Below are 13,181 nucleotides of genomic sequence, written 5' to 3'. Positions count from 1 at the left end.
CCATATTTTGCGGGGCAGGGCTCTCCCTGTCCCGCTTGCCCCTTTTGGGAGACGGCGACATGAATCACGACGTCATGAACATCTTCAATCCGGCTGCCGAAGGCCCGTCCTTCGACCGGATCCGCATTGCCCTGGCCAGCCCGGAGAAAATCCACTCCTGGTCCTTCGGCGAAGTGAAAAAACCCGAGACCATCAATTACCGGACTTTCAAGCCCGAGCGCGACGGCCTGTTCTGTGCCCGCATCTTCGGCCCGGTGAAGGACTATGAGTGCCTGTGCGGCAAGTACAAGCGCATCAAGTACAAGGGCATCGTCTGCGAGAAGTGCGGCGTTGAAGTCACCCTGGCGCGCGTCCGTCGCGAGCGCATGGGTCACATCGAGCTGGCCGCTCCGGTCGCCCATATCTGGTTCCTGAAATCCCTGCCGTCGCGGATCGCCATGATCCTCGATATGGCGCTGAAGGATGTCGAGCGGGTTCTCTATTTCGAGAATTACGTCGTCATCGAGCCGGGCCTGACCCCGCTTCAGCCCTTCCAGCTGCTCTCTGAAGAAGAGTATATGGAAGCGCAGGACGAGTATGGCGAAGACGCCTTCACGGCCGGTATCGGCGCTGAAGCGGTCCGCGAAATCCTCATCAACATGGATCTGGAAGCCGAGTGCGCCAAGGTCCGTGAGGACATGAAGGAAACCGGTTCCGAGCTGAAGCTGAAGAAGTACGCCAAGCGTCTCAAGCTGATGGAAAACTTCCTCACTTCGGGCAATCGTCCGGAGTGGATGATCATGACGGTCATTCCGGTGATTCCGCCGGAACTGCGTCCGCTCGTGCCGCTTGATGGTGGCCGTTTCGCGACGTCGGACCTCAACGATCTCTATCGCCGCGTCATCAACCGCAACAACCGCCTCAAGCGCCTCATCGAGCTGCGCGCGCCGGACATCATCATCCGCAACGAAAAGCGGATGCTGCAGGAATCCGTCGACGCCCTGTTCGACAATGGCCGTCGCGGCCGCGTCATCACCGGTGCCAACAAGCGCCCGCTGAAATCGCTGTCCGACATGCTCAAGGGCAAGCAGGGCCGCTTCCGCCAGAACCTGCTCGGCAAGCGCGTCGACTATTCCGGCCGTTCGGTCATCGTGGTCGGCCCGGATCTCAAACTGCACGAGTGCGGCCTGCCCAAGAAGATGGCGCTCGAGCTGTTCAAGCCCTTCATCTATGCGCGTCTCGACGCCAAGGGCCTGTCCGGCACGGTCAAGCAGTCCAAGAAGTTGGTCGAGAAAGAGCGTCCGGAAGTCTGGGACGTGCTCGACGAGGTCATCCGCGAGCACCCGGTCATGCTGAACCGGGCGCCGACGCTGCACCGTCTGGGCATCCAGGCCTTCGAGCCGAAGCTCATCGAAGGCAAGGCGATCCAGCTGCATCCGCTGGTCTGTGCGGCCTTCAACGCCGACTTTGACGGTGACCAGATGGCTGTTCACGTGCCGCTCTCGCTGGAAGCCCAGCTGGAAGCGCGCACGCTGATGATGTCGACCAACAACATCCTGTCGCCGGCCAATGGCAAGCCGATCATCGTGCCGTCGCAGGATATCGTGCTGGGCCTGTATTACCTGTCCATCATCAAGGACAACGAGCCGGGCGAGGGCATGGCCTTCGGCAGCCGCGCCGAGCTGGAAGCGGCTCTCGAGTCGGACGTCATCACCCTGCACACCAAGATCAAGGCGCGCTGGGAAGGCATTGATGTCGACGGCAATCCGATCACCAAGGTGATCGAGACCACGCCGGGCCGGAAGATGATTGTCGACCTCCTGCCCAAGCATCCGAAAATGCAGCCCGAGCTGATCGGTGAGCTTCTGACCAAGAAGGCTATCGGTGCCCTGATTGATCAGGTCTATCGTCACTGTGGTCAGAAGGCGACGGTGATCTTCTGTGACCAGATCATGGGTCTCGGCTTCAAGGAAGCGGCCAAAGCCGGCATCTCCTTCGGCAAGGACGACATGCTGATCCCGGACGCCAAGGCCGATCTGGTCGGGGCGACCCGTGACATGGTGTCGGACTATGAGCAGCAATATGTCGACGGTCTGATCACCAAGGGCGAGAAGTACAACAAGGTCGTCGATGCCTGGGCCAAGTGTACGGACAATGTCGCTGACGCCATGATGGACGAGATTTCCAAGACGACGGTCGGCGAAGATGGCCGCACCTCGGAAGTGAACTCGGTCTACATGATGGCCCACTCCGGCGCCCGTGGTTCGAAGAACCAGATGAAACAGCTGGCCGGCATGCGCGGCCTGATGGCCAAGCCGTCCGGCGAGATCATCGAAACGCCGATCATCTCGAACTTCAAGGAAGGCCTGACCGTTCTTGAATACTTCAACTCCACCCACGGTGCCCGTAAGGGCTTGGCCGATACGGCCCTGAAGACGGCGAACTCGGGTTATCTGACCCGCCGTCTCGTCGACGTCGCCCAGGACTGCATCATCACCGAGGAAGATTGCGGCACCTCCGAGTGCTTCGAGATTTCCGCGGTTGTTGATGGCGGTGATGTTGTTGTGTCGCTGGAACAGCGCATCCTCGGCCGTACCCTGGCCCAGGAAGTCAAAGATCCGGCGTCCGGCGAAGTGATCTGTCCGGCTGACACCTATATCGATGAAGATCTCGCGCTCGCGATCGAGATGGCCGGCGTCCAGTCCGTCTGGGCTCGTTCGCCGCTCACCTGTGAGACCCGCGTCGGTGTCTGTGCCACCTGTTACGGCCGTGACCTGGCCCGCGGCACGCGCGTCAATATCGGTGAAGCTGTCGGCGTTATCGCCGCCCAGTCGATCGGTGAGCCGGGTACCCAGCTGACGATGCGGACCTTCCACATCGGCGGTACGGCCCAGGTCTCCGAACAGTCCTTCATCGAAGCCGGTTCGGAAGGTCATGTGACCTTCAAGAACCCGTCAACGGTGACCAATTCCGATGGCGACCTGATTGCGCTGTCGCGCAATATGCAGCTCGTGATCGTGGATACCGAGGGCAAGGAGCGCGAAAGCTACAAGCTGGGCTACGGCACCAAGCTGAAGGTCAAGGAAGGCGACAAGACCACCCGTGGCCAACGCCTCGGCGAGTGGGACCCGTACACGGCCCCGGTCGTGTCGGAAGTCGGCGGCAAGGTGAAATTTGTCGACATCGCCGAAGGCGTGTCGGTGAAGGAAGAGACCGACGAAGCCACCGGTATCGCCTCCAAGGTGGTCATCGACTGGCGCGGTTCCGCCAAGGCCAATGCCCTGCAACCGACCATCGTCGTGCAGGACGAGAGCGGCGAGCCGATCAAGCTCTCTTCCGGTTCCACGGCCAGCTACATGCTCGCCGTGGGGGCCATCCTTTCGGTCGCCGATGGCGACATGGTGCGTCCGGGTGACATTGTCGCCCGTATCCCGACCGAAGGCGCCAAGACCCGGGACATCACCGGTGGTCTGCCGCGTGTTGCGGAACTGTTCGAAGCCCGTCGTCCCAAGGATCACGCTGTCATCGCGGAGATCACGGGGCGGGTCGAGTTCGGCCGCGACTACAAGAACAAGCGCCGTATCGCGATTGTTCCGGAGGGCGATGACGCCGAGAAGGTCGAATACCTGGTGCCCAAGGGCAAACACCTGACCTGTCAGGAAGGCGATGTGATCCAGAAGGGCGAATACCTGCTCGACGGTCACCCGGCGCCGCACGACATCCTGGCGATCCTGGGTGTGCCGGCGTTGGCCAACTACCTGATTGACGAGATCCAGGAGGTCTATCGACTGCAGGGCGTGCCGATCAACGACAAGCACATCGAAACGATCGTTCGTCAGATGCTGCAGAAGATCGAGGTCAAGGATCCGGGCGACAGCACCTATCTGGCGGCCGAGCAGGTCGACAAGATCGAGTTCATTGAGACCAATGAGCGTCTCGAGGCCGAAGGCAAGCGCATGGCGACGGGTGACCCGGTCCTGCTGGGCATCACCAAGGCGTCGCTGCAGACGCGCTCCTTCATCTCGGCAGCCTCCTTCCAGGAAACGACCCGCGTCCTCACCGAGGCGGCCGTCCAGGGCAAGGAAGACACGCTCGAGGGTCTCAAGGAGAACGTCATCGTCGGACGCCTGATTCCCGCCGGTACCGGCTCGATCATGCGTCAGTACCAGGCGATCGCTGATGATCTGGATGCGGACATGCTCGCCGAGCGCGAAGCGGCCGTTGAGGCAGAGGGTCTTCCGACCGAAATTGCCGAGGCAGCTGCTGAGGAAATGGCCGCTGAAGACGGTGCGAACTAAGCATATTCAGGGGCGATATCCCTGTAATAACTGAGAAAAGGCCGCCGGGTGACCGGCGGCCTTTTTGTATGGGCTGATGCCGGGCCCGGGCGCCTCAGAAAACCTCTGAACAAGCGCTTGACGAATGCGAGTCGCGTGCGTAGTTTCCGCGCTCGTTTGAAGGACGGGCCGTAACCCACGCGGTTAGACGTCGTCCACGGTAACGGAAAAACCCCAGACGCCGCCGTGCGAACCTCGTGTTCGGACGTCGGGGTCATTCTTTGCGTCCATCAGCATTTCAACATGCTGGGGGGCGTGGTTGTTGAGATTAGGAACGGATTAGAGCGGGATGCCAACAATCAACCAGCTCATTCGCAAGCCGCGAAAAGACAAGCCGAAGCGCAACAAGGTGCCGGCCCTGCAGGCTTGCCCGCAGCGCCGTGGTGTCTGCACGCGCGTCTATACCACGACCCCGAAAAAGCCGAACTCGGCCTTGCGGAAAGTCGCCAAAGTGCGTCTGACCAACGGGCACGAAGTTGTGAGCTACATCCCGGGTGAGGGGCACAATTTGCAGGAACACTCAGTTGTCCTTATCCGCGGTGGTCGCGTGAAGGATTTGCCGGGTGTCCGCTATCACATTCTTCGCGGCGTTCTGGATACCCAGGGCGTCAAGGACCGCAAGCAACGCCGTTCGAAATACGGCGCCAAGCGTCCTAAGTAAGGGAGACGTTCATGTCGCGTCGTCACCGCGCAGAGAAACGCGAGATCTTTCCGGACCCGAAGTTCGGGGATCGCGATCTCACCAAGTTCATGAACTACATCATGCTCGACGGCAAAAAATCCGTCGCCGAGCGCATTGTCTATGGCGCTCTCGAGATTGTCGAAGAGAAGCTGAAGCGCGAGCCGATCCGCGTCTTCCACGATGCCCTGGACAATGTGGCCCCTGAGGTCGAGGTCCGCTCCCGCCGTGTTGGTGGTGCGACCTATCAGGTGCCGGTTGAAGTCCGCGCCGAGCGCAAGAAAGCCCTGGCCATTCGCTGGCTGACGGGTGCTGCTCGCGGCCGTAATGAAAATACGATGCGCGAGCGTCTCGCTGCTGAAATGATGGATGCCTCCGCCAATCGCGGGACCGCCGTCAAGAAGCGCGAAGACACGCACCGGATGGCGGAAGCCAACCGCGCTTTCTCGCACTACCGCTGGTAACCCCTTACAGGCACAGACCCGTACCAAGGACCCTGACAAATGGCCCGCGACTACAAAATCGAGGACTACCGCAATTTCGGCATCATGGCGCACATTGATGCTGGCAAGACGACGACGACCGAGCGGATCCTCTATTACACCGGCAAGTCCCACAAAATTGGTGAAGTGCACGATGGTGCCGCCACCATGGACTGGATGGAGCAGGAGCAGGAGCGTGGCATCACGATCACCTCGGCTGCGACGACCTGTTTCTGGAACGGCAAGCGTCTGAACATCATCGACACGCCCGGCCACGTTGACTTCACCATTGAAGTCGAGCGTTCGCTGCGTGTTCTTGATGGTGCCGTGTGCTGCCTGGACGCCAATGCCGGTGTCGAGCCGCAGACCGAAACGGTCTGGCGTCAGGCCGACCGTTACAAGGTTCCGCGCATGGTGTTCATCAACAAGATGGACAAGCTGGGCGCCGACTTCTTCAACTGTGTCCAGATGATCAAGGATCGCCTCGGCGCCACGCCGCTGTGCGTTCAGCTGCCGATCGGCTCGGAAACCGAGTTCGAAGGCGTGATCGACCTGGTTATCATGAAGGAGCTCGTCTGGAAGGGTGAGGGCCTGGGCGCCGAGTGGGAAGTTCGCGACATTCGTGCCGAGCTTGCTGACAAGGCTGCCGAGTACCGTGAGGCGCTGGTCGAGACGGCTGTCGAGCAGGATGAAGCTGCGATGGAAGCGTACCTTGAAGGCGAAGAGCCTTCCGAGGAGCTTCTCAAGTCGCTGATCCGCAAGGGCTGCATCTCGCTGGCTTTCAATCCGATCCTGTGCGGCACGGCCTTCAAGAACAAGGGTGTCCAGCCGCTGCTCGACGCCGTGGTCGATTTCCTGCCGAACCCGACCGAGGTTCCGGCGATCAAGGGTATCGACTTCAAGACCGAGGAAGAAGTGACGCGTCGCGCCAGCGATGACGAGCCGACCTCGCTCCTGGCCTTCAAGATCATGAACGACCCGTTCGTCGGTTCGCTGACCTTTGCGCGCATGTATTCCGGTCACCTTGAGACGGGCGTGTCCCTGCTCAACACGGTGAAGGACAAGAAAGAGCGCATCGGCCGCATGCTGTTGATGCACTCCAATTCGCGTGAAGACATCAAGGAATGCTTCGCCGGCGATATCGTCGCGATCGCAGGTCTGAAGGATACGACCACGGGCGACACGCTGTGTGACCCGATGAAGCCGGTCATCCTCGAGCGCATGGAATTCCCGGATCCGGTGATCGAGCTGGCCATCGAGCCGAAGTCGAAGGCCGACCAGGAAAAGCTCGGCGTTGCCCTGCAGCGTCTGGCCGCCGAGGATCCGTCCTTCCGCATGAAGACCGACGAAGAATCCGGCCAGACCATCATTGCCGGCATGGGCGAGCTTCACCTCGACATTCTCGTTGATCGCATGAAGCGCGAGTTCAAGGTCGAAGCGAATGTCGGTGCGCCGCAGGTGGCTTATCGTGAATCGCTGGGCCAGAAGGGTCTCGTCGACTACACGCACAAGAAGCAGTCGGGCGGTTCGGGCCAGTTTGCCCGCGTCAAGATCGAATTCGGTCCCGGCGAGCCGGGTTCGGGCTTTGTGTTCGAATCCAAGATCGTCGGCGGCAACGTCCCGAAGGAATACATCCCGGGTGTCGAGAAGGGTCTCAAATCCGTCATGGATGGTGGTCTGATTGCCGGTTTCCCGGTGATCGACGTCCACGCCATGCTGGTCGATGGCGCCTATCACGACGTCGACTCCAGCGTTCTCGCCTTCGAGATCGCGGCTCGCGCCGCTTTCCGCGAAGCCAAGGCTCATTGCGCGCCGAAGCTTCTCGAGCCGATCATGAAGGTCGAGGTCGTGACGCCGGACGAATATACCGGTGGTGTCATTGGCGATTTGAACTCCCGCCGGGGTCAGATTGCCGGTCAGGAAATGCGCGGCAACGCCACCGTCGTGAACGCGATGGTGCCGCTGGCGAACATGTTTGGCTACGTCAACAACCTGCGGTCTGCGACCCAGGGCCGGGCGCAGTTCACGATGCTTTTCGACCACTATGAGGCGGTTCCCAAGGCCGTCGAACAAGAAGTCATCGCCAAGTCCGCCTAAGCGGACCTCTGGTCACAGTAAAACAACGAACACACGGATTTCGGAGCGAGATCATGGCGAAGGAAAAGTTTGAGCGCACCAAGCCGCACGCGAACATCGGCACGATTGGTCACGTTGACCATGGCAAGACGACGCTGACGGCTGCGATCACGATGGTACTGGCGGAAGCATCCGGCGGTACGGCGAAGGGTTATGACGAGATTGACAGTGCGCCGGAAGAAAAAGCGCGCGGCATCACCATCTCGACGGCTCACGTTGAATACGAGACGGCCAACCGTCACTACGCCCACGTTGATTGCCCGGGCCACGCTGACTATGTGAAGAACATGATCACGGGTGCGGCGCAGATGGACGGCGCGATCCTGGTTGTGAACGCCGCTGACGGCCCGATGCCGCAGACGCGCGAACACATCCTGCTGGCGCGCCAGGTTGGCGTTCCGGCGCTGGTGGTCTTCCTCAACAAGGTCGACCAGGTCGACGATGAAGAACTGCTCGAGCTGGTGGAAATGGAAGTTCGCGAACTTCTGTCCTCCTACGAGTTCCCGGGCGACGACCTGCCGATCGTGGCCGGTTCGGCCCTGGCGGCTGTTGAAGGCCGTGACGACCACATTGGCAAGGACAAGATCCTTGAGCTGATGGCGGCTGTCGACGACTACATCCCGACGCCTGAGCGTCCGATCGACCAGCCTTTCCTGATGCCGATCGAGGACGTGTTCTCGATCTCGGGCCGCGGCACGGTTGTGACCGGCCGTATCGAGCGCGGTGTCGTCAAGGTTGGTGAAGAGATCGAAATCGTCGGTGTTCGTGACACCTCGAAGACGACCTGTACCGGCGTTGAAATGTTCCGCAAGCTGCTCGATCAGGGCCAGGCCGGCGACAATGTCGGTGTGCTGCTGCGCGGCGTCGATCGTGAAGGCGTCGAGCGTGGCCAGGTTCTGGCCAAGCCGGGCTCCATCACGCCGCACCACAAATTCGTGGCAGAAGCCTATATCCTGACCAAGGAAGAGGGTGGCCGTCACACGCCGTTCTTCACCAATTACCGTCCGCAATTCTACTTCCGCACGACCGACGTCACCGGCGTCGTGACGCTGAACGAAGGCACGGAAATGGTGATGCCGGGCGACAATGTCGAAATGAATGTCGAGCTGATCGTGCCGATCGCCATGGAAGAGAAGCTCCGCTTCGCCATCCGTGAAGGTGGCCGCACCGTCGGCGCCGGCGTCGTCTCGAAAATCATCGAGTAGACTACTTATCCGACCGGGGCGGTGCCGCAGGTATCCGCCCCGGTTTGCTCTTTTTGAAAGTTAAGAAACGGGATCGGTTTGATGGAACGTCAAAACATCCGCATTCGCCTGAAGGCGTTCGATCACCGGGTTCTGGATAATTCCACCCGGGAGATCGTTTCGACAGCCAAGCGCACGGGCGCCAACGTCCGTGGTCCGATTCCGCTGCCGACGCGCATCGAGAAATTCACGGTGTTGCGCTCGCCGCACATCGACAAGAAGTCGCGCGAGCAGTTCGAGATCCGGACGCACAAGCGCCTTCTCGACATCGTCGACCCCACTCCGCAAACCGTGGACGCGCTGATGAAGCTCGACCTGTCGGCCGGTGTGGACGTCGAGATCAAGCTGGGAGCGTAAGATTATGCGCCAGGAAGATCGCAGAACAGGCGTGATTGCCCGCAAGCTGGGCATGACGCGCATTTTCGCCGAAGATGGCTCGCACGTGCCTTGCACGGTGCTGCACATGGACAATGTCCAGGTCGTGTCTCACAAGACCGCCGACCGGGATGGCTATGTCGCGCTCCAGCTGGGTGCCGGTGAAGCCAAGGCCAAGCGCACGCCGAAGGCGATGCGCGGTCACTTCGCCAAGGCCAAGGTTGCGCCCAAGCGCAAGCTGGTCGAATTCCGCGTCGCTGAAGACGCGCTGATTGAAGTCGGCTCCGAGCTGACCGCGGACCATTTCGTTCCGGGCCAGAAAGTGGACGTCGCCGGCATTTCGATCGGTAAGGGTTTTGCAGGTGCCATGAAGCGCCACGGTTTTGGCGGCCTTCGTGCCACGCACGGTGTGTCAATCTCGCACCGTTCGCATGGTTCGACCGGTCAGTGTCAGGATCCGGGCAAGGTCTTCAAGGGCAAGAAAATGGCTGGTCACATGGGCGCTGTCCGCGTGACCACGCAGAATATCGAAGTCGTCCGTGTTGACGTCGATCGCGGCATTGTCCTGGTCAAGGGCGCTGTTCCGGGTTCGGCAGGCGGCTGGGTCGAGCTGCGCGATGCAGTCAAGGGTCACGGCGATGCCGAGCTCCCGGTTCCGGGCAAGTTCCGCACGCTGGACGAACTGAATGCACCGGCTCCGACCGAAGTGGTTGAGAACGAGGCTGCTCCGGCTGATGCCGACAACGCGGCCCCGGAAGCTGCGGCTGACGGTGAAGAAGGAACGCAAGCATGAAGATCGAGGTCAAAACCCTCGCGGCGAAAGACGCCGGTGCGATCGATCTCGACGATGCCGTCTTCGGCATTGAAGAGGTGCGCTCCGACCTTCTGCAGCGCGTTGTGAAGTGGCAGCTGGCCTCCCGCCAGCAGGGCACGCACAAAACGCTCGGCCGCTCTGAAATCAACCGCACCAAGAAGCGTTTCGGTCGCCAAAAAGGCGGCGGTACGGCGCGTCACGGTGCCCGGTCTGCCCCGCAATTCGTCGGTGGCGGCAAGGCTCACGGTCCGCGCGTCCGCAGCCACGCTCACGAGCTTCCCAAGAAGGTCCGTGCGCTGGGTCTGCGTCATGCGCTGTCCGCCAAGCTCGGTGCCAAATCGCTGATCATCATTGATGATGCCGCGCTCGACGCACCGCAGACGAAGGCGCTTCGGACGTCGTTTGAAGGTCTGGGCATTTCCAACGCCCTGGTCATCTCCGGGACGGAAGTGAACGAGAATTTCGCCAAGGCGGCTCGCAACCTGCCGTGCATCGATGTTCTGCCCGCCCAGGGCCTGAATGTTTATGACGTGCTGCGTCGCGACACCCTGGTGCTGACGAAGGCTGCCGTGGAACAGATCCACGCCCGCCTCAGCGCGAAGGAGGCTTAAGATGTCGGCTGCTGCGCGCCATTACGACACGATCCTGAGCCCGGTGATCACCGAGAAGTCCACCCTGCTTTCGGAAGAAAGCAAGGTTGTCTTTTTCGTGCCGCTCTCTGCCAACAAGAAGGAGATCGCGGAAGCGGTCGAAGAGCTCTTCAAGGTGAAGGTGACGGCTGTGAACACCATCAAGGTTCACGGGAAGACAAAGCGGTTCCGGGGTATCGCCGGACGCCGCAATGACCAGAAGAAAGCGGTCGTGACTCTCGCAGAGGGTCACTCGATCGACGTGACGACGGGTCTGTAAGATGGCTTTGAAAACATTCAAACCGACTTCTCCGGGCCGCCGTGCCCTGGTGCTGGTGGATCGCTCCGCCCTGCACAAGGGACGCCCCGAGAAAACACTGGTTGAAGGCCTCACCAAAAAGGGTGGCCGCAACAATATGGGTCGCATCACGGCCCGCCGGCGGGGTGGTGGCGCGAAGCGTCTCTACCGTCTGGTCGATTTCAAGCGCCGCAAGTGGGACATTCCCGCGACGGTCGAGCGTCTGGAATATGATCCGAACCGGACAGCCTTCATCGCCCTCATCAAGTATGAGGACGGGGAAAAGGCTTATATCCTGGCTCCGCAGCGTCTTTCCGAAGGCGATACGGTGATCGCGGCCGCCAAGGCCGACGTGAAGCCGGGCAATGCCATGCCGCTGAAGGCGGTGCCGGTTGGCACCATCCTTCACAATGTCGAGATGAAGCCGGAGAAGGGTGGTCAGATCGCCCGTTCCGCCGGTGCCTATGTTCAGCTGGTCGGCCGCGATGCCGGCTACGCCCAGATCCGTCTGGCTTCGGGTGAACTGCGCATGGTCTCGGACAAGTGCATGGCGACGGTCGGTGCGGTTTCCAACCCGGACCACCTCAACATCAACCTCGGCAAAGCCGGTCGCAATCGCCATCTCGGCAAGCGCCCGTCTGTTCGCGGCGTTGTCATGAACCCGGTCGACCACCCGCATGGTGGTGGTGAAGGCCGCACCTCTGGTGGTCGCCATCCGGTGACCCCGTGGGGCAAGCCGACCAAGGGTGCCAAGACACGCAAGAACAAGTCGACCGACAAGTTCATCATCCGCTCGCGCCACGAGCGCAAGAAGCGATAGGGAGCAGACGATGCCTCGCTCTGTCTGGAAAGGTCCGTTCGTCGACGGCTATCTGCTGAAAAAAGCGGAAAAGTCGCACGAGGGCGGACGCAAGCAAGCGATCAAGACCTGGTCGCGCCGTTCCACCATCATGCCGCAATTCGTGGGCCTGACATTCCAGGTTCACAACGGCAACAAGTTCGTGCCTGTGCTGGTGACCGAAGACATGGTCGGCCACAAGCTCGGCGAATTCTCTCCGTCGCGGACCTATTACGGTCACGCTGCGGACAAAAAAGCCAAGCGGAGATAAGCGATGGGACAGTCTTCCAATCCCCGTCGCGTCGCTGACAATGAAGCGCGCGCCAAGCTGCGGATGATCCGCATCAGCCCGCAAAAGCTGAACCTCGTTGCCGCGCTCATCCGTGGCAAGAAGGTGGAGCGCGCCTTGGCCGACCTGGAATTTTCGCGCAAGCGCATTTCCAAGGACGTCAAGAAAGCCCTCGAGTCTGCGATCGCCAATGCCGAGAACAATCACGGCCTGGATATCGACAGCCTCGTGGTGTCGGAAGCCTTCGTCGGCAAGAACCTGGTCATGAAACGGTTTCGGGCCCGTGCACGCGGACGCGGCGCAAAGATCCTGAAGCCGTTTTCCGAGCTCACCATCGTGGTGCGCGAAGTCGAGGAGGCCGCCTGATGGGTCAGAAAGTCAATCCGATCGGTCTGCGCCTTGGCGTCAACCGTACATGGGAATCCCGCTGGTATGCCGGCGCTGGCGAATACGCCAAGCTGCTGCATGAAGACATCAAGATCCGGAAGATGCTCAAAGAGCGTCTGAAGAATGCCAGCGTGTCCAAAATCGTCATCGAACGCCCGCACAAGAAGTGCCGCGTCACGGTCCACACGGCGCGTCCGGGTGTTGTGATTGGCAAGAAGGGTTCGGACATCGAGACGCTCCGCAAGGAGTTGTCGAAAATGGTCGACGGCGAGGTTTTCCTGAACCTCGTGGAAGTGCGCAAGCCGGAGATCGACGCGACCCTGGTGGCCGAGTCCATCGCCCAGCAGCTCGAGCGCCGCGTGGCTTTCCGCCGTGCGATGAAGCGTTCGATGCAGTCGGCGATGCGCATGGGCGCCAAGGGCTGCAAGATCGTCTGCGGCGGTCGTCTTGGTGGTGCGGAAATCGCACGTACCGAGCAGTATAATGAGGGCTCTGTCCCGCTTCATACGCTGCGCGCCGACATCGATTATGGCACCTGCGAAGCCAAGACCGCGATGGGTATCATCGGTATCAAGGTCTGGATCTACAAGGGTGAGATCATGGAACACGATCCGAACGCCCAGGAGCGCCGTCTCCAGGAGTCCGGTGAACAGCGCGCCCGTTCGGGCCGCCAAGCCGCGTAAGGAATTCAGCC

At 60.8% G+C, this 13,181-nt stretch carries 13 protein-coding genes; all 13 read left to right on the top strand.

Annotated features, from left to right (window positions below; all coding sequences use genetic code 11):
• Positions 1 to 59 precede the first annotated feature (59 nt).
• Positions 60 to 4,277 carry a DNA-directed RNA polymerase subunit beta' gene (gene rpoC, locus C7435_RS05745; RefSeq protein WP_121210355.1) on the top strand — a complete coding sequence of 1,406 codons (4,218 nt, stop codon included), beginning with the start codon at positions 60 to 62 and terminating at the stop codon, positions 4,275 to 4,277.
• A gap of 328 nt (positions 4,278 to 4,605) precedes the next feature.
• Positions 4,606 to 4,977, top strand: a complete 372-nt coding sequence (gene rpsL, locus C7435_RS05740; RefSeq protein ID WP_011643738.1) for a 30S ribosomal protein S12 — start codon at positions 4,606 to 4,608, stop codon at positions 4,975 to 4,977.
• A gap of 11 nt (positions 4,978 to 4,988) precedes the next feature.
• Positions 4,989 to 5,459: a 30S ribosomal protein S7 gene (rpsG, locus tag C7435_RS05735; RefSeq protein WP_011643737.1), complete on the top strand. Its 471-nt coding sequence runs from the start codon at positions 4,989 to 4,991 to the stop codon at positions 5,457 to 5,459.
• A 39-nt stretch (positions 5,460 to 5,498) separates the two neighbouring features.
• A complete protein-coding gene (fusA, locus tag C7435_RS05730) occupies positions 5,499 to 7,574 on the top strand; it encodes an elongation factor G (RefSeq protein ID WP_075189485.1) in 2,076 nt (691 codons plus the stop codon).
• A gap of 53 nt (positions 7,575 to 7,627) precedes the next feature.
• On the top strand, positions 7,628 to 8,818 hold the full coding sequence (gene tuf / locus C7435_RS05725) for an elongation factor Tu (RefSeq protein ID WP_121210354.1): 1,191 nt from the start codon (positions 7,628 to 7,630) through the stop codon (positions 8,816 to 8,818).
• 81 nt (positions 8,819 to 8,899) lie between these two features.
• On the top strand, positions 8,900 to 9,214 hold the full coding sequence (gene rpsJ / locus C7435_RS05720) for a 30S ribosomal protein S10 (RefSeq protein WP_011643734.1): 315 nt from the start codon (positions 8,900 to 8,902) through the stop codon (positions 9,212 to 9,214).
• Between the two features lie 4 nt (positions 9,215 to 9,218).
• The gene (rplC, locus tag C7435_RS05715) at positions 9,219 to 10,025 is read left to right on the top strand and encodes a 50S ribosomal protein L3 (RefSeq protein ID WP_075190876.1); all 807 of its coding nucleotides are present in this window, start codon (positions 9,219 to 9,221) and stop codon (positions 10,023 to 10,025) included.
• A complete protein-coding gene (gene rplD / locus C7435_RS05710; protein WP_075190875.1) occupies positions 10,022 to 10,657 on the top strand; it encodes a 50S ribosomal protein L4 in 636 nt (211 codons plus the stop codon). The genes rplC and rplD overlap by 4 nt, the downstream gene beginning before the upstream one ends.
• A 1-nt stretch (position 10,658) precedes the next feature.
• Positions 10,659 to 10,955 (top strand): 50S ribosomal protein L23, encoded by a 297-nt coding sequence (locus C7435_RS05705; protein ID WP_075190874.1) that lies wholly within the window; start codon positions 10,659 to 10,661, stop codon positions 10,953 to 10,955.
• A 1-nt stretch (position 10,956) separates the two neighbouring features.
• On the top strand, positions 10,957 to 11,793 hold the full coding sequence (gene rplB / locus C7435_RS05700) for a 50S ribosomal protein L2 (protein ID WP_121210353.1): 837 nt from the start codon (positions 10,957 to 10,959) through the stop codon (positions 11,791 to 11,793).
• A gap of 10 nt (positions 11,794 to 11,803) precedes the next feature.
• Positions 11,804 to 12,082, top strand: a complete 279-nt coding sequence (gene rpsS, locus C7435_RS05695; protein WP_011643729.1) for a 30S ribosomal protein S19 — start codon at positions 11,804 to 11,806, stop codon at positions 12,080 to 12,082.
• A gap of 3 nt (positions 12,083 to 12,085) precedes the next feature.
• Positions 12,086 to 12,466: a 50S ribosomal protein L22 gene (gene rplV / locus C7435_RS05690; RefSeq protein ID WP_075190871.1), complete on the top strand. Its 381-nt coding sequence runs from the start codon at positions 12,086 to 12,088 to the stop codon at positions 12,464 to 12,466.
• Positions 12,466 to 13,170, top strand: coding sequence for a 30S ribosomal protein S3 (rpsC, locus tag C7435_RS05685; RefSeq protein WP_075190870.1), 705 nt, complete (start codon positions 12,466 to 12,468; stop codon positions 13,168 to 13,170). The genes rplV and rpsC overlap by 1 nt, the downstream gene beginning before the upstream one ends.
• Positions 13,171 to 13,181: the final 11 nt, after the last annotated feature.

This window comes from Maricaulis maris, from assembly GCF_003634045.1.
GTDB classification, from domain to species: domain Bacteria; phylum Pseudomonadota; class Alphaproteobacteria; order Caulobacterales; family Maricaulaceae; genus Maricaulis; species Maricaulis maris.
Note: the sequence above shows the minus strand (reverse complement) of the source record. Positions and strands in the feature narration are given on the sequence as shown.